The following is a 17583-nucleotide window of genomic DNA, read 5'->3' on the forward strand; positions in this document are numbered from 1 at the left end:
CAGATGGCTACCACTCCGCGCAGTCGCAAGCTCCGCCCGGTTCCCGACGAAGAACCACGGCTGATCTTCCGGACCATTCACGGCTATCGGCGAGCGTTTCGCATGGCCGGTGAGGGCCCGGTGGTGTTGTTGATCCATGGGATCGGCGACAACTCCGAGACGTGGAACGAGGTGATTCCGCACCTCGCGAAGAACTACACCGTGATTGCGCCGGATCTTCTGGGACACGGACGTTCGGACAAGCCCCGCGCGGATTACTCCGTCGCCGCGTATGCGAACGGTATGCGCGACCTGCTCTCGGTTCTCGGCATCGAGCACGTCACCGTCATCGGTCATTCACTCGGTGGTGGCGTTGCGATGCAGTTCGCCTACCAGTTTCCCAACATGGTCGACAGGCTGGCGCTGGTGTCCTCCGGCGGCGTCACCAAGGACGTGCACCCCATTCTTCGTCTCGCGTCGATGCCCTTTTTGAGCGAGGCCGTCAAGCTACTCCGTCTACCGGGCGCGATACCCGCGGTCAAGCTGGCCGGCGGGGTACTCAGCAAGCTGCACAGCTCACCGCTTCGACCCGGTTCACTGCTGCACGACACCCCGGATCTGATTCGGGTGTTGAGCGAGCTGCCTGCACCGACCACATACGAGGCGTATCTGCGGACCCTGCGCGCTGTGGTGGACTGGCGAGGTCAGGTGGTCACGATGCTGGACCGCTGTTATCTCACCGAGAACCTGCCCGTCCTGCTCGTCTGGGGTGATCAGGATTCCGTCATTCCGGTGAGTCACGCGCGCCTCGCCCACTCGGCCATGCCGGGCTCGACTCTGGAAGTGTTCGAGAACTCCGGACATTTCCCGTTCCGTGACGACCCCATGCGCTTCCTGCAGGTGGTGGAAGACTTCATCGACTCGACCCCGTCGCTGACCTTCGACGAGGTGCGGTGGCGGAATCTGCTCATCACCGGCGTCGGTGAGGACATGATCACCGGAAGCGCCAGCACTCGGATGGCCGTTCTCGGTGCCATGGGTTCGGACGAGCGCAGCGCGACCTGACGCGTCGCCTCGGCCGCGGACGCTCGGTGTCGATGCGGGACGGACGGCAGATCCCACATAGCCTGTAGAGGTGCTCCTCACCGAACTGATTCCCGATGTCTCCGCCGAGAATTCCGACGGCGTCGACCCGGACGTCCTGTTCGACACCTTCACCAGCTGGACCGCCGATCGAGGTCTGACCCTCTATCCCGCGCAAGAGGAAGCCCTCATCGAGCTGGTCTCCGGCTCCAACGTCATCCTCGCGACCCCCACCGGCTCGGGCAAGTCGATGGTGGCCATCGGGGCTCATTACGCCGCGATGGCCGCAGGCATTCGTAGCTTCTACACCGCGCCGATCAAGGCACTGGTCAGTGAGAAGTTCTTCGCCCTGTGCGAGATCTTCGGTGCCCAGAACGTCGGCATGATGACCGGCGACGCCTCCGTCAATTCCGGAGCCCCGATCATCTGCGCCACGGCCGAGATCGTGGCGAACCTCGCCTTGCGCCAGGGTGCCGGCTCGGACATCGGCCAGGTGATCATGGACGAGTTCCACTATTACTCCGAACCGGATCGAGGGTGGGCCTGGCAGGTTCCGTTGATCGAGCTGCCGCACGCTCAGTTCCTGTTGATGTCGGCGACGTTGGGCGACGTGTCGTTCTTCCGAGACGATCTGACCAGGCGCACCGGGCGAACCACAACGGTCGTCTCCGGCACCGAGCGGCCGGTTCCGTTGATGTTCTCCTACGTCACGACTCCGATCAGCGAGACCATCGAAGAACTGGTGCAGACGCACCTCGCGCCGGTGTACGTCGTGCATTTCACTCAGGCTTCGGCTCTCGAACGCGCTCAGGCATTGACGAGCGTCAACGTCGCGTCCAAACAGGAGAAAGCCGAGATCGCAGAGGCCATCGGCAACTTCCGGTTCACCACCGGATTCGGCAAGACTCTCTCGAGGCTGGTCCGACACGGCATCGGCGTGCACCACGCCGGCATGCTGCCCAAGTATCGGCGCTTGGTCGAGAAGCTCGCGCAGGACGGCCTGCTGAAGGTGATCTGTGGGACCGACACACTGGGCGTGGGTATCAACGTTCCCATTCGGACAGTGCTGTTCACCGGACTCACCAAGTACGACGGCATCAGGACCCGCAAGCTACGGGCCCGCGAGTTCCATCAGATCGCAGGCCGCGCGGGCCGAGCGGGATACGACACGCTCGGTACGGTCGTCGTCGAGGCCCCGGAGCACGACATCGAGAATGCGCGGCTGGTGGCCAAGGCAGGCGACGATCCCAAGAAGCTCAAGCGAGTGCAGCGCAAGAAGGCACCCGACGGTTTCGTCTCGTGGGGAGAGCCGACGTTCGAGCGGATCATCGCAGCGAGCCCCGAGCCGCTCACCTCCCGGTTCTCGGTGAGCAACGCAATGCTGCTCAATGTCATTGCGCGGCCGGGCAATTGCTTCTACGCCATGCGCCACCTGCTCGAAGACAACCACGAGACCCGGCCCGCTCAACGCAAACACATTCTGCGTGCGCTCTCGCTGTATCGGGGGTTGGTCGACGCGGGCATCGTCGAGCAACTCGAGGAGCCGGACGCCGACGGTCGGCACGCTCGGCTGACCGTGGACCTACAACCGGATTTCGCACTGAACCAGCCGCTGTCCACCTTCGCGGTCGCATCCTTCGAACTTCTCGACGTCGAGTCACCGACCCACGCACTGGATGTTGTGTCGATCATCGAATCGACGCTCGACGATCCTCGCCAGATCCTGATGGCTCAGCAGCATGCTGCGCGCGGTGAGGCGGTCTCGCAGATGAAGGCCGACGGCATCGAATACGACGAGAGAATGGAGTTGCTCGAGGAGGTCACCTGGCCGAAACCACTTGCAGAACTGCTGGTTCCGGCGTTCGAGATCTACCGCGGCACCCACCCCTGGCTCTCCGAGATCGGGCTCTCGCCCAAGTCCGTCGTACGCGACATGGTCGAGCGAGCGATGACCTTCGCCGAGCTGATCAGTCACTACGGTCTGATGCGATCGGAGGGACTGGTGCTGCGCTATCTCGCCGACGCCTATCGCACACTGCGCCAGACGGTTCCGCCGGAATCTCGAACGGAGGAGGTCCAGGACATCACCGAATGGCTGGGCGAACTCGTCCGACAGGTGGATTCGAGCCTGCTCGACGAGTGGGAGAACCTGACCGACCCCGGTGCCGAGCCCGAAGCCCTCGTCGAGGCATACGGATCCGACGCGCCGCGTCCGATCTCGGCCAATCCCAGGGCATTTCGGGTGCTGGCCCGCAACGCAATTTTCCGTCGAGTCGATCTGGCGGCGCGGCGCCAGTGGAATGCGCTCGACGAACTGGACGACGGTCCGGATTGGGAAGCAGAACTGGATCCGTTCTTCGCCGAGTACGGCGAGATCGGAACCGGCCCCTCGGCCCGTGGTCCTGCACTGTTCAGCCTGAATGTCGGTGCAGAATCCACCACGGTGCGTCAGGTACTCGAGGATCCGGACGGGGACCACGGTTGGTCTCTCGACGCGGTCGTCGACGTGCCGGAATCCGATGCCGCCGGCGAGATCGTGTTCGACGAGATCGTGATCACTGCAGGCTGATACCGTCCAAGCATGGCTACCGACGTGTCCGTCGTCCGTGTGTTCACCGATGCCGACGGCAGGTTCGGCAACCCGCTCGGGATCGTCGCCGCCGACGCCGTTGCGGAGAGCGACCGGCAGCAGTTCGCCGCCGATCTCGGCTTCAGTGAGACGGTGTTCGTCGAACTCACCGAACCGGGTACCGCGTCGGCAACCATCTACACCCCGGCGGTCGAGCTGCCCTTCGCCGGACACCCCACTGTGGGACTGTCCTGGTGGCTCCGCGAGCAAGGTCATCCGGTGACCACCCTCGCCGTTCCCGCCGCGCCGTTGAGCATCCGCTACGACGGCGACGACACCTGGGTTCGCGCCCGCGCCGACTGGGCTCCGGGCTTCACGTTCCATCAGGTTCGCGATGCCGCCGAGGTTGCCGCGGACGACCCGAGCGCCTACGACAGTGGGCACCACTATGTCTGGGCCTGGACCGACGAGAAGGACGGGGCGCTGCGATCGCGCATGTTCGCCCCCATGATGGGTATCGCCGAGGACGAGGCGACCGGCGCCGCCGCCGTCCGGCTCACCGGGGAACTCGGCCGCGGTCTCTTCATCGTGCAAGGAGCAGGCTCGCGATTGCGCACCACGGTCGACGACGACGGCTGGGTGGAACTCGGCGGACGCACCGTGACCGACGCGTCGATCACGGTGTGAGCGGTACGTCCACTTCGATTTCCTCGCCCAGCCGGACGCCCGCAGCCAGTGGGAGTCGGTCGCCGCTCCAGAACTTTCCGGGGTCGAACCAATTTGCCTTCTTGTTGCCGGTGAGCAATCCCATCGAGTCGTAGGTCATGGCGACCACCTCCGCGCAATAGGCGGTTTCGAGGGTGGGTCCGTCCTGCTCGTGTTGTCGCCGCAGCGTCGGCACCCGCCCCCGGAACCACCGACCGGCGAGCGCGGCCGTGGTGGGAAACGCAGTTCCGTCCATGCGCGCTATCGTGCGCAGCAGTGCGTCTTCCTGGTCCTTCGTGACGGTCTCGTCCAATTGCCGCAGCCAGCAACGCTGTTGGTACTTCGTGGCCCACTGAGTGACGGCCGCGCGCAGATCGTGGAGCTGCACACCGCGCTGAAAGTTACCGGTCCACATGTCCTGCAACGACTTTCCCAGTTCTGCGTGCCACATCAGCGGCGGCAGGTCGTCGATCACGACGGCCATTCCGACGTGATTGACCGGGCTGTTGGTCAGCGCCTGAATTGCACGATCGGCTGTCGACTCACCGCGGAAGATCCAGATGTCGCCCGTCCTGGTGGCATCGACGGCGGTATCGAGGCTGATTCGAGACGGGTTCATGCTTCTCACCCTAGGTCTTGGCGGATCGGCAACCGCACGTCGTGACGGTACGGTTGCCGAATGAACGTGTGGAAAGCTCTCGGCCTCGCCGGGATGGCCGGTGTCGCGGCCACCGGGGCGCTGGTGGTGCGGTCCGAGCGCAAGCGGCGCGCCTACGCGCCGAACGAAGTACGCGATCAGCTACACCAGCGGTTCGCGGCTCTCTCGGGTGAACCGGAACCGGCAGCTGCTCCCCCGCTCTCGCGGGGGCAGCAACTGCGCAACAAGCTCCGGTTCAGCCGAGGGCGCTGAGGATTCGCGAGGCCAGCTCTTCGATCTCGGCGTCCGTCATGACGAAGGCAGGCGATATCTGCATCGCACCCTGACCGGCGGCGCGGCCCGAAACCCCATGCGCACGCAGTGTTTTGACGAACGGTAGCGCCTCGGCCGGGTCGGCGAGCTGAACTGCGGCAACCGCGCCGATGCCGCTGCGGATTTCCGAGACCCGATCGTGCTCGGCGAGCGGCGCGAGGTGCGTGTGCAATGCGGCTTCGATGCGCTTGGAGTGCGTCAACAGTTCTTCGCGCTCGATGATGTCGAGGTTGGCCATCGCTGCGGCAGCCGCGCCTGCGTGGCCGCCGTAGGTGTAGCCGTGTCGCCACCAGACTCCGCCCGCGAAAAACGGTTCGGCGATCTTCGGGGCGATGAACACGGCACCCATGGGCACGTATCCCGACGTCAGCCCCTTGGCGGTCGTCATCAGATCGGGTTCGAGCTCGAAGCGCGTCGATGCGAACCAGCTACCGCCGATGCGGCCGAAGCCGGTGACCACTTCGTCGGCCACGAACAGGACGTCGTTGTCGCGGCAGATCTGCCGAACCTCGCGCAGGTAGCCCTCCGGCGGCAAGTAGATTCCGCCTGCTCCGATCACCGGCTCGCAGAAGAAGGCAGCCACATTTTCCGCGCCGACCTCCTCGATCAGCGCAAGCAGTGACTTCGCGTCATCCCAGGAGACCGTTCTGGCGTCGGCCATGAGTTCGCCGTAGTTCTCCTTGTTGACCGGGATGCCGGCCAACGAGGTGCCTGCGACGTGCATGCCGTGGTAGGCCTTCTGCCGACCGACGATCAGCTTCTTGGACGGCTGTCCCATTTCCACCCAGTAGCGGCGTGCGAGCTTGGCGGCGGTGTCGATGGAGTCCGATCCACCCGAGGTGAAGAAGATCTTGCTGCCCGGAACCGGTGCGATGGCGGCGAGACGATCGGCCAGGGCCAGCGTGGTCTCGGGAACGAAGTCGCCGAAGTTCGAGTAGTGGGCAATCGAGCTCAGCTGGGTGGCGACAGCGTCGGCGATCTCGCGTCGGCCGTGACCGACGTTGGTGAACCACAGACCGGCGGTCGCGTCGAGATACTTCGTTCCCTTGTTGTCGAAGATGTACGCGCCCTCGCCTCGCGACACGACGAACGGCCCGTTGGCGGTGACGTTGCCCATGTCGGCGAAGCCGTGCCACAGCGCAGAGGAGTGTGTGGTGGCGGCTGGATCCAGGTCGGAAGACATGCGCTACACAGTAGTGGAGTCCGCTTCGATCGAGTCCGATCCGTACCTCCACCGTCCTGCGAGCCGTCCGAGAGCATTGACTGCCAGCGCCATCAGCGCGAAAGCGACGGTCAGCACGACCAGCCCGACCGCGAGCGCGAGGTATCCCTGTGCCCGCGGATCGAGGAACGGATAGGGGTACCAGTCGACGACGGGTCCACGGACCAAGGTGTAGACCCCGTAGATCAGCGGGAACAGCAACCACGTCAGACTGCGCGACTCGGAGATCTGCCGCCGCGGTGGAGCGAGAATCCAGTCGAGCAGAAGGACCACGGGCATGATGCGATGCACCACGTTGTTGGTCCACGGATCAGCGACGCCGACATCGATGTTCGCGAGAAGGACCGCGTAGATGATGCCGGTGATCACCATGTACAGCGTCACTGCTCCGCGAAAGAGCTGCCAACCCGGAGACCGTGGATCGATCACGCCGCCCACCATGAGTACGAGCACCGTCAGGACGTTGCTGATCACGGTGAAGTAGCTGAAGTAGTTGACCAACGAGAACGTCGAAGAGCCGAGCCCGTTCACGACGATCGAGACGAGCGCCGCGGCGGTGAGGGCCGCGAACAACACCCGCAGCGTCCTGATCGGTACCGGCGTGCGTGGTTCCGCGGTCACATCGTGCGAGATGCCCATTCGGCGATCCTGGCACAGTCGCGGCCGGCATTCACGAAGGTTGCGTAGATACGGATATCCTGGTGTGAGTATGTCTACCTCGAATCCGTCCGGTCAGCGAAAATCTCTCGCCACACGTCTGGCGAACGTCACCATCCGCGACGAGAACCGACTGCGGCGGCGGCTGGACAAGGCCCGCACCGACGACGCGTTCGCAGCCCTCGATCGCGATGTCGCTCGCGCCGAAGCCGTGGTCGCCCATCGCAGAGCAGCGGTCCCCACCCTCGAGTTCCCCGAGTCGCTTCCGGTCAGTCTCCGTAAGGACGACATCTCCGCCGCCATCGCCGAGCATCAGGTCGTGATCGTCGCCGGTGAAACCGGCTCGGGTAAGACCACCCAGATTCCGAAGATCTGTCTCGCACTCGGTCGCGGAATTCGCGGGTCGATCGGTCACACCCAACCGCGCCGGCTCGCGGCACGTACGGTGGCCGAGCGCATCGCCGAGGAAGTCGGTGAGCCACTGGGCGAATCCATCGGTTACAAGGTGAGATTCACCGATCAGTCGTCGGATTCGACCCTCGTCAAGCTGATGACCGACGGTATTCTCCTGGCCGAGATCCAGCGAGACAGACTGCTTCGCCAGTACGACACCCTCATCATCGACGAGGCCCACGAGCGCAGCCTCAACATCGACTTCATCCTGGGTTACCTCGCGCAGTTACTCCCCCGGCGACCCGATCTGAAGATCATCATCACCTCGGCCACGATCGATCCGGAACGATTTGCCCAACACTTCGCCCGCGGCGGCGTACCCGCTCCGATCATCGAGGTGTCCGGCCGCACGTTCCCGGTCGAAATGCGCTACCGGCCACTGACCGTCGACGCGGGTGACACCACGATCGACCTCGATCCTGTCGATGCCACTTGCCAGGCCGTCGACGAGTTGATGGCCGAGGGCGACGGCGACATTCTGGTGTTCCTGTCCGGTGAACGCGAGATCCGCGACACCGCGGACGCTTTGAACGACCGCAATCTGCGTAACACCGAGATCGTGCCTCTGTACGCGAGATTGTCTGCGGCCGAACAGCATCGGGTGTTCTCACCGCACTCGGGCCGACGCGTGGTGCTCTCGACGAACGTTGCGGAGACGTCGTTGACAGTTCCCGGCATTCGCTACGTCGTCGATCCCGGCACGGCTCGTATATCTCGATACTCGTTGCGCACCAAGGTGCAACGACTACCCATCGAACCGATCTCCCAGGCATCGGCGCGGCAGCGAGCCGGCCGCTGCGGCCGCGTCGCCGACGGTATCTGCATCCGGTTGTACTCGGAAGAGGACTTCGAGTCGCGGCCGCAGTTCACCGAGCCGGAGATCCTGCGCACCAACCTGGCGTCGGTCATTTTGCAGATGACCGCCCTCGGGCTCGGAAAGATCGACGCCTTCCCGTTCGTCGAGCCACCGGACCCGCGCAGCATTCGGGACGGGATCGGCCTGCTCGAAGAATTGGGGGCGCTGAAGCCGGCCACCAAGGACGGCACGGCGGAACTCACTCCCATCGGCCGGGAACTGTCGGCTCTGCCGGTCGATCCACGAATGGCGCGAATGTTGGTCGAGGCCAACGGCAACGGGTCGCTGCGGGACGCACTGGTGGTGGTGTCGGCCCTGTCGATTCAGGACGTCAGGGAACGGCCCGCCGAGCATCAGCAGGCTGCGGACGAAAAACACGCCCGCTTCGCAGTCGAGAACTCCGACTTCCTGGCTTACGTCAAACTGTGGACGTACCTGCGCGAACAACGGAACGAGCTGTCGTCCAACCAGTTCCGGCGCATGTGCCGCACCGAATTTCTGCACTACCTGCGGATTCGCGAGTGGCAGGATCTACACGGCCAACTCCGTCAGATCACTCGCGGACTCGGTTGGACAGTGCCCGATGCCGACTCCACCGAAACCGCTCTGCACCAATCACTGCTGTCGGGGCTGCTCTCCCACGTCGGACTCAGGGAGGGTGACAAGCGCGAGTTCCTGGGCGCACGCGGAGCGCACTTCGCGATCTTCCCCGGGTCCGGGCTCTTCAAGAAGCCCCCACGATGGGTCATGGCCGCCGAACTGGTGGAGACCGGACGCCTGTGGGGCCGGATGGCCGCTCGCATCGAACCCGAATGGGCCGAGCGGCTCGCACCGCACCTGGTCAAGCGGACGTACTCGGAACCGCACTGGTCCATCAAGCGCGAATCCGCGATGGCGTACGAGCGGGTGACGCTGTACGGCATTCCTCTGGTCACGCAGCGACCGGTGAACTACCACCGCATCGACGCCGAGGCGTCACGGGAGTTGTTCATCAGACACGCACTGGTGGAGGGCGAATGGAAGACCCAGCATGCGTTCTTCCACAAGAACCGGGCTTTACTGGACGACGTCGGTGAACTCGAACACCGTGCTCGGCGGCGCGACATCGTCGTCGACGACGACGCACTGTTCGACTTCTACGATGCGCGCATCGCCCCGGAAGCGGTATCGGCGCGACACTTCGACACGTGGTGGAAGAAAGCCCGTCGACAGGACCCGTCCCTGCTGGACTTCACGACGGACACAGTCGTCAACTCCGACGCGGCCTCGGTGCTCACCGGCGCGTATCCCGACGCGTGGCGACAGGGTGAGATCCAGTTTCCGCTGACCTACCAGTTCGAGCCGGGTACGGCCGCCGACGGAGTCACCGCACGAATTCCGATAGCGCTGCTCGCTCAAGTTCAGCCGGTGGGGTTCGATTGGCTGGTTCCGGGGATGCGCGCGGAGTTGGTGACGGCACTGATCAAGTCGCTCCCGAAAGCTCTGCGCCGCAACGTTGTTCCTGCCCCCGATTTCGCCGCCGCGGCGTTGGCGGTCATGAAACCTCGTGCGGAGACTCTGGTGACGGCATTGGCGCGCGAGCTGTCGCGGGCTGCACAGTGCCACATCACCGCGAAGGACTTCGACACCGCGGCGCTGCCCGACCACCTGAGGATGACCTTCGCGGCCGTCGACCCGACCGGAAAGGTATTGGGCAGCAACAAAGATCTGACCGTTCTGCGCACCAAATTGTCCGGCGAAGTCGGTCGTCAGGTTGCGAGTGCAGTCGGCGACGCAGAGCGCGCACCGACTCTCGCGTGGACCTCGGGCACTCTGGGCCGACTGGAGTCGACCGTTACCCGTGATGTCGGCGGACAGAAGGTCACCGGGTACCCGGCGTTGGTGCCCGAAGGACCGGGCGTTGCAGTTCGAGTCCTGAGCACCCCCGCCCAACAGCGAGCAGCGATGCGCTCCGGAACACGGACGTTACTGTTGTCGACGGCACCGAAAGGTACCAAAGCGCTGCTGGCCGGTCTCCCGACTGCCGAACGCCTTGCCCTCGGCCAGAATCCGTACGGCGGTGTCGACGCGCTCCTCGAGGAATGCCGAGTTCTCGCGGTCGAGGAAGCAATGGACGCGCACGGTGGACCTGTTCGAGATCCGGAGGCTTTCGAGAAACTTCGAGCATCGGTCAATGCCGAGGTTCCACAGCGCACCGCGGCGGTACTGGCCCTCGTACGCCCCGTATTGACTGCAGCTCTTGCAGTATCGAGCCAATTGCAGACGGCATCGGGTGAGCCCGCCGAGGATGTACGCGAACAGCTCGAAGGATTGGTCTTTCGGGGCTTCGTCACCGAATTCGGTTCTCGCAGACTGGCAGATCTGCCGCGATATCTCGCTGCAGCGACCAAGAGGTTGGCCACGCTTCCGAGCAGCGCAGGCCGTGATGCGGCTGCGATGGACGTACTCGACCGCGTCTACGCGTCGTACGGACGGCTGCTCGATTCGCTTCCGGAAAACCGGAAGAACAGCGCAGGTGTGCAGGAGTTGTTCTGGATGATCGAAGAATTGCGGGTAGGGCTGTTCGCGCAAGGAATTCGGACTGCATATCCGGTCTCGGAGAAGCGCATCGAGAAGGCGATCTCCGATCAAGCGCGCTGACGTGCGGAACCGTCAGTCGATGTCGGCAGACTCTCGGTGCTTGCGCAGCTCATGTATTTCCTTCTCGAAATCCTCGGCCGAACTGAACGAGCGATACACGGACGCGAACCGCAGATATGCGACCTCATCGAGGTCGCGCAGCGGACCGAGAATGGCCAACCCCACCTCGTTGCTGGGAATTTCGGCGGAACCGGCGGCGCGGATGGCGTCTTCCACCTGTTGAGCCAAGAGATTCAACGCGTCGTTGTCGACATCTCTGCCCTGGCACGCCCTGCGCACCCCCTTGACGACCTTCTCACGGCTGAACGGTTCGGTGACACCGCTGCGCTTCACGACAGCGAGCACTGCAGCCTCGACGGTCGTGAATCGCCGACCGCATTCCGGGCAGGAGCGACGACGCCGAATTGCCTGCCCCTCGTCCATTTCACGCGAATCGACCACGCGTGAGTCGGGATGCCTGCAGAACGGGCAATGCATGAAGGAGCCTCCGTCGTAGCCGATGCGCCGACGTCGAACATACGTGTCGGGGCAGTCAGTCGAGGATACTCAGTCATCGGCGGGTGCGATGGGGCCGGTGGTCATCTACCGGGCGCATACTCGACTACAGCCCCGTCGTGAACCTCGACCACACCCGCCGGCTGCACCCCTGCGTCGGCCGACGCAGCTCGTAGGTTCGCGATTCCGATCAGGCCACCGGCAACGACGACGACGGCAAGCACCCACAGCACGAGCGATCGCAACCGGACCGGCTGGCCGTCGAAGTGCGCCGAGGTCTCGTCGAATTCGCGATCGGCGGCCTCCCGGTCGGTGACGTCGGTCCAGGACGGCTCCAGAACCGGCAGGCATGGAGTCGTTCGCGCACCGCGCGTCGCGATTGAACTCCGCAGCGCGGGACGAGCACGGCGACGACGCTCGACGACAGTGGACCGGGTACGGACACCTGCGGTGGTGGGGCGATCGGTGGTGATGGTCATCGGAACCTCGTCTTCGCTCGTTGGATCGATTGTTCGATCAGGCGTTCGATGGACGCTTGTTCGAAGTTCTATCACGAGGCTCCGACAAAGTCTGCAGAAAACGCGACACGAGTCGAACAGATGTTTGATTCAACAGCTGATACACGCTAGATTCGTGTCAGAAACCACACGCCACACGAGTCGACACCATCAACTCCAGTCCGCGCAGACCGAACCACGCAGACCGGATCCAGGACATCAGCAGGAGGCCGACAGCATGAAGGACCAGACCTCGACGAGGTCGACCACGGGTTCCAAGACGACGGGTTCCAAGACGACGGGTTCCAAGACGACCGCTTCCGCGCCCGCGAAGGCCGCGGCTGGGAAGCCTGCCGCGGAACCGACGCCCAAGGCCATGGAAGTCGGCACCGACATCAGCGCCGGCCTGACGGAGCGACAGCGAAAGGTACTCGAGGTCATTCGAGCTTCGGTGACCGAGCGCGGCTACCCGCCCAGCATTCGTGAGATCGGTGACGCCGTCGGCCTGACGTCGACGTCGTCCGTTGCCCATCAGTTACGCACTCTGGAGCGGAAGGGATTCCTACGGCGTGACGCCAATCGCCCGCGCGCGGTCGACGTTCGCGGCCTCGACGAGGTGCAGGCCGATCAAGCTGCTGCTGCGGTCGACGGTTCGTCCGAGGAACAGGACCGCTTGCCGACTCCCACGTTCGTGCCGGTTCTGGGACGAATCGCAGCCGGTGGACCGATCCTGGCCGAAGAGGCCGTCGAGGATGTCTTTCCACTCCCCCGCGAATTGGTCGGTCAGGGTTCGCTGTTCCTACTCAAGGTCGTCGGCGAGTCGATGATCGATGCAGCGATCTGCGACGGTGACTGGGTCGTGGTCCGTCAGCAGTCCGTGGCCGACAACGGAGACATCGTGGCCGCGATGATCGACGGCGAGGCCACCGTCAAGACGTTCAAGCGGTCGAAGGGCGAGGTGTGGCTGCTGCCGCACAACCCGCTGTTCGAGCCGATTCCGGGTAACAACGCTGCCATCCTCGGCAAGGTCGTCACCGTGATGCGCAAGCTGTAGGGCGACGTCTCTGCAGTGACACGCGAAGGGCCGCAGCACATTGTGCTGCGGCCCTTCGCGTTCGTCGGATCAGCGGATCAGAGGTTCAATCCGCGGCCGATGATCTCTTTCATGATCTCGGTGGTGCCGCCGTAGATCGTCTGGACACGAGAGTCCATGTAGGCCTTGGCGATCGGGTATTCCTTCATGTAGCCGTAGCCGCCGTGCAACTGCAGGCACCGGTCGATCAGCTTGACCTGATTTTCGGTGGTCCACCATTTGGCCATGGCGGCTTCCTGGACGGTCAGGGTGCCCGCGTTGAGCAGTTCGATGAACTTGTCCACCATGATGCGGGTGGCGGTGGTCTCGGTTGCCAACTCCGCCAACACGAAGCGGGTGTTCTGGAACTTTCCGATCGACTTGCCGAACGCCTTGCGATCGCGGCAGTACTGAATTGTCATGTCCAGCGCCGATTCCATGGCCGCAGCGGCGACGACAGCGATCGAGAGCCGTTCCTGGGGAAGATTCTGCATGAGGTAGATGAAGCCCATGCCTTCTTCACCGAGCAGGTTGGCCGCGGGCACGCGAACGTCGGTGAAGCTGAGTTCGGCTGTGTCCTGGGCCTTCATCCCGATCTTGTCGAGATTGCGGCCGCGCTCGAAACCGGGCATGTCGCGCTCTACGACCAGCAGGCTGAAGCCCTGAGCACCCTTCTCGGGGTCGGTGCACGCCACGACGATGATCAGATCGGCGTTGATTCCGTTGGTGATGAACGTCTTCGATCCGTTCAGCACCCAGTCGTCGCCGTCGCGAACGGCCTTGGTCTTGATGCCCTGCAGGTCGCTTCCGGTACCCGGCTCGGTCATGGCGATCGCGGTGATCAGCTCACCCGAGCAGAATCCGGGGAGCCAACGCTGCTTCTGCTCGTCGTTGGCCAGCTCGATCAGGTACGGCGCGACGACGTCGTTGTGCAGGGTGAAGCCGATGCCGCTGTAGCCGCCGCGAGTGGTTTCCTCGGTGACGATGGCGTTGTACCGAAAGTCCTTGACGCCGCCGCCGCCGAACTCCTCCGGTGCAGCCGTTCCGAGGAAGCCCTGCTTACCGGCCTCGACCCAGACGCCGCGGTCGACGATGTTCTGCTCTTCCCACTTCGCGTGATTGGGGGCTACGTGCTGTTCGAGAAACTTCCGGTAAGACTCCCGGAACAGCTCGTGCTCGGGCTCGAAAAGTGTGCGTTCCACGCAGATCTCCTTGTTCGGTGCATACCGACGGCGACCTGTGAACGGTGTCATTCGCGGTCGTCGGTACGACTGACGTCACGTTCCAACAGTACGTTCGGGGTGCAGCGAAGGTCGATGACCAAAACGTGCGCGATCCGTGACCGCCCCTGCTAGGTCCGCCGGTCGGCGGTACTTTTCGCGAGCGCCGAGACGATCGGATAGCCCAGCAGGATGCCCAGAGAACCCCACGCGATACCGCCGAGTTCGACCGAGCCCACCGACAGCGTGAGGTCGCCGATGCCCGCGACGAGCGCCGCCGCGACAACGATCAGGTTGACCGGATCGGCGAAGTCCACCTTGGCGTCGGTCCAGATCCGAACGCCCAGCAGCCCGATCAGTCCGTACAGAACCAGGGTCGCTCCCCCGATTACGCCGTCGGGGACGGTGAAGATCAGGGCACCGAACTTGGGCGAGAACGCCAGCACTATCGCCGTGAAGGCCGCGACCCAGTACGCGGCTGTCGAATAGACGCGAGTGGCGGCCATGACCCCGATGTTCTCTGCGTACGTGGTGGTGCCCGAGCCACCTGCGGCTCCGGCCAGGGTGGTCGCCAACCCGTCGGCGATCAGAGCGTCACCGGCCACGTCGTCGAGGTTCTTGCCGGTCATCGCCGCGACCGCTTTGACGTGTCCGACGTTCTCGGCCACCAGGACGATCACCACCGGCAGCGCTACCAGGATCACCGACAGCTCGAACGACGGTCCACGAAACTCAGGCAGACCGATCCAGCTCGCCGCGCTCAGAGCGTCGAGGCGTGGTTGCGCTATACCGCCGGTGACGGCGGCGAAGACCCAGCCCACGACGACACCGAGCAGAATTCCGAGCCGGCCCAGCAGTCCCGGTCCTACGGCCGTGGCCAGCAGAATGGCAACCAGCGTCACTGCAGCGATCAGCGGCTGCGCCTCGAACGACGTTGTTGCTGCCGGGGCCAGATTGAGCCCGATCAACACGACCACCGCGCCGGTCACCACCGGCGGCATCGCCGCATCGAGCACACGCCGACCGGCGATCTTGACGACGACACCGATCGCCGCAAGCACGACCCCGACACACAGGACGGCACCGAGTTGCGCGGCCGGGCCGTTGGCCTGGGTGGCACCGAGCGGAGCCAGGAATGCGAAGGACGACCCCAGATAGCTGGGCACCCGCCCTCTGGTGATGAGCAGGAACAGCACCGTTCCGACGCCCGAGAACAGCAGTGTCGTCGAGACCGGGAAGCCGGTGATCGTCGGAACGAGCAGCGTGGCACCGAACATGGCGACGACGTGCTGCATCCCGATACCGATGGTGCGCGGCCACGACAACCGTTCGTCCGGTGCCACCACCGCCCCGGACTCGACGGTTTTTCCGTTTCCGTGCAGCGTCCAACCCAGATTTCTCATGATGGGAAAAGACTATGGGGTCAGCCGAGGATCGCGCTCACTGCCTCACGGGCGGCGGCAGTGCTGTCGGTCTTCAGGGCAGCCTCGGCAGCGGCCTTGCACTGATCGAGCGTGACCGTAGCCAACTTGGAACCCACATGTGCGACGGCGGCCGACGCAGCAGACAGAGAAGTGATGCCGAGTCCGACCAACACACAGGCCAACAGCGGATCCGCAGCGGCCTCGCCGCAGACGCCGACCGGCTTTCCGGCCTTGGCTCCTGCGGCAGCGGTGTGCGCCACCAGGGCCAATACCGCGGGCTGCCACGGGTCGGTCAAACCGGCGAGCTGAGCAGACATCCGATCCGCGGCCATCGTGTATTGGGCCAGGTCGTTGGTGCCGATGGACAGGAAGTCCACGTGCTCGAGGATGTGTTCTGCGAGCAGGGCAGCAGCAGGCACCTCGATCATGACGCCGGGGGTGAGTCCGCGTTCACGGACGTCGGCGGCGAAGTCCTTCGCTTCCTGCGCGGTCGCGATCATCGGAGCCATCACCCACGGGGACGAGTCGGTCGCCTTCGCGGCGGCAGCGATCCCGTCGAGCTGTCGATACAGAATGCCGCGATCGGCCTCGGCGATGCGAATGCCACGAATGCCCAGTGCCGGATTGGCCTCGTCGGGATGGGTGGCGAACCTCAGTGGCTTGTCCGAACCTGCGTCGAGGGTGCGCACAACGACCTTCTTGCCTGCGAATGCGTCGAGCACCTGGGCGTATATCTCGGCCTGCTCGTCGACAGTGGGTTCGGAATCGCGGTCCAGGAAGCACAGTTCGGTGCGGAACAGACCGACTCCGTCTGCTGCGCTCGATCGCGCTGCCCGGGCACCCGCCCCGTCCTGCACATTGGCGAGGATGTCGACCGCGTGACCGTCGGCAGTCCTGCCTGGGCCGACCCACTGGGACACTCGGTCGAGCTCGTCGCGGGCGGAGACCACGGCAGCGCGGGCCGAGTCGGCGTCGGGTTCGAGGTCGATGCGGCCGCTCGTTCCGTCGACAGCTGCATTCGTACCTGCCGCGATGGCGTCGAGGCCTGCAACGGCGACGATGCACGGGATGCCGAGCTGGCGGGCGATGATCGCGGTGTGGCTGGTCGGACCTCCGAGCGAGGTCGCAAGTCCGACGATCAGGGTGGGGTCGAGGCCCGCGGTGTCGGCCGGCGCCAGGTCGTCGGCGAACAGAATCGACGGTTCGGCCGGCACGGGAACACCGGGCTCAGGAACACCCAGGATCTCGGCGATCACGCGGTCGCGGATGTCGCGCAGGTCTGTCACGCGCTCGGCCATCAGGCCGCCGAGCTGGGTGAACATGGCAGCGAACTTCTCGGTGGCCGCAGCGGTTGCGGCGACGGCAGAACTGCCCTTGGCGATCGAGGAGCGCGCCGCACCGAGCCATCCGCGGTCGGTTGCCATCGCGGCATTGGCCGACAGAACCTCCGACGCAGCTCCCGTCGCCAGCTCGGCGCGACCGCGCAATCGAGTGGCAACGGCGTTCGCGGCAGCATCGAACACAGCCTTCTCGGACTCCCGATCGGCCTCTGCCACCTCGCCGGTATCGGCGGGAATGGACGGACGAGCACCGGGGCGAATGACGGGACCGTATCCGACACCGGGCACGACGGGCGTGCCGCGCAGTGTCGTCTGCGCTGCTCCGGTCCCGGCAGCATCGACTGTCGTGTCTGCGTGTCCGGTCGACGCGGTGCTAACCGATCCCGTCATGTGGTCCTCCT

The 17583-nt window shown here is 64.6% G+C and carries 14 protein-coding genes; 6 read left to right on the forward strand and 8 right to left on the reverse strand.

The window, feature by feature from the left end:
* The first annotated feature begins 3 nt into the window (after positions 1–3).
* The 3 genes from CH305_RS23210 (at position 4) to CH305_RS23220 (ending at position 4318) form a co-directional block, all read left to right on the forward strand.
* Positions 4–1044, forward strand: a complete 1041-nt coding sequence (locus CH305_RS23210; RefSeq protein WP_032377724.1) for an alpha/beta fold hydrolase — start codon at positions 4–6, stop codon at positions 1042–1044.
* A gap of 70 nt (positions 1045–1114) precedes the next feature.
* Positions 1115–3631, forward strand: a complete 2517-nt coding sequence (locus CH305_RS23215; protein ID WP_032377723.1) for an RNA helicase — start codon at positions 1115–1117, stop codon at positions 3629–3631.
* Positions 3632–3643: 12 nt separating this feature from the next.
* Entirely contained in the window at positions 3644–4318 is a 675-nt protein-coding gene (locus CH305_RS23220; RefSeq protein ID WP_094704974.1) for a PhzF family phenazine biosynthesis protein, read from the forward strand.
* Here the strand turns inward: CH305_RS23220 and CH305_RS23225 are convergent.
* Positions 4308–4955: a hypothetical protein gene (locus CH305_RS23225; protein WP_032403283.1), complete on the reverse strand. Its 648-nt coding sequence runs from the start codon at positions 4953–4955 to the stop codon at positions 4308–4310. The two genes, CH305_RS23220 and CH305_RS23225, sit on opposite strands and share 11 nt — an antisense overlap.
* A gap of 60 nt (positions 4956–5015) precedes the next feature.
* On the opposite strand from CH305_RS23225, the gene CH305_RS23230 reads away from it, so the two are divergent.
* Positions 5016–5246 (forward strand): hypothetical protein, encoded by a 231-nt coding sequence (locus tag CH305_RS23230; RefSeq protein ID WP_032377720.1) that lies wholly within the window; start codon positions 5016–5018, stop codon positions 5244–5246.
* Here the strand turns inward: CH305_RS23230 and CH305_RS23235 are convergent.
* Together CH305_RS23235 and CH305_RS23240 are read right to left on the reverse strand one after the other, a co-directional pair.
* Positions 5230–6489: an aspartate aminotransferase family protein gene (locus tag CH305_RS23235; protein ID WP_032377719.1), complete on the reverse strand. Its 1260-nt coding sequence runs from the start codon at positions 6487–6489 to the stop codon at positions 5230–5232. The two genes, CH305_RS23230 and CH305_RS23235, sit on opposite strands and share 17 nt — an antisense overlap.
* Positions 6490–6492: 3 nt before the next feature.
* Entirely contained in the window at positions 6493–7167 is a 675-nt protein-coding gene (locus CH305_RS23240) for a Pr6Pr family membrane protein (RefSeq protein WP_052058490.1), read from the reverse strand.
* A gap of 70 nt (positions 7168–7237) precedes the next feature.
* On the opposite strand from CH305_RS23240, the gene hrpA reads away from it, so the two are divergent.
* Positions 7238–11134: an ATP-dependent RNA helicase HrpA gene (gene hrpA, locus CH305_RS23245; RefSeq protein WP_094704975.1), complete on the forward strand. Its 3897-nt coding sequence runs from the start codon at positions 7238–7240 to the stop codon at positions 11132–11134.
* A 12-nt stretch (positions 11135–11146) separates the two neighbouring features.
* Here hrpA and nrdR read toward each other — a convergent pair whose 3' ends face one another.
* Entirely contained in the window at positions 11147–11611 is a 465-nt protein-coding gene (gene nrdR, locus CH305_RS23250) for a transcriptional regulator NrdR (RefSeq protein WP_008716872.1), read from the reverse strand.
* Positions 11612–11712: 101 nt separating this feature from the next.
* A complete protein-coding gene (locus CH305_RS23255) occupies positions 11713–12108 on the reverse strand; it encodes a hypothetical protein (RefSeq protein ID WP_094704976.1) in 396 nt (131 codons plus the stop codon).
* A 394-nt stretch (positions 12109–12502) separates the two neighbouring features.
* Here CH305_RS23255 and lexA point away from each other — a divergent pair, with 394 nt between their 5' ends.
* Positions 12503–13180, forward strand: coding sequence for a transcriptional repressor LexA (gene lexA / locus CH305_RS23260; protein WP_032377716.1), 678 nt, complete (start codon positions 12503–12505; stop codon positions 13178–13180).
* A gap of 77 nt (positions 13181–13257) precedes the next feature.
* Here lexA and CH305_RS23265 read toward each other — a convergent pair whose 3' ends face one another.
* The 3 genes from CH305_RS23265 to ptsP all read right to left on the reverse strand — a co-directional run bounded on the left by CH305_RS23265 (position 13258) and on the right by ptsP (position 17572).
* Positions 13258–14400 (reverse strand): acyl-CoA dehydrogenase family protein, encoded by a 1143-nt coding sequence (locus tag CH305_RS23265; RefSeq protein WP_032378423.1) that lies wholly within the window; start codon positions 14398–14400, stop codon positions 13258–13260.
* 149 nt (positions 14401–14549) lie between these two features.
* The gene (locus CH305_RS23270; RefSeq protein WP_170944829.1) at positions 14550–15821 is read right to left on the reverse strand and encodes a uracil-xanthine permease family protein; all 1272 of its coding nucleotides are present in this window, start codon (positions 15819–15821) and stop codon (positions 14550–14552) included.
* Between the two features lie 20 nt (positions 15822–15841).
* Positions 15842–17572 carry a phosphoenolpyruvate--protein phosphotransferase gene (ptsP, locus tag CH305_RS23275; RefSeq protein ID WP_094704977.1) on the reverse strand — a complete coding sequence of 577 codons (1731 nt, stop codon included), beginning with the start codon at positions 17570–17572 and terminating at the stop codon, positions 15842–15844.
* Positions 17573–17583 lie beyond the last annotated feature (11 nt).

Source organism: Rhodococcus sp. 15-649-2-2 (assembly GCF_002258645.1).
Lineage (GTDB): Bacteria > Actinomycetota > Actinomycetes > Mycobacteriales > Mycobacteriaceae > Rhodococcoides.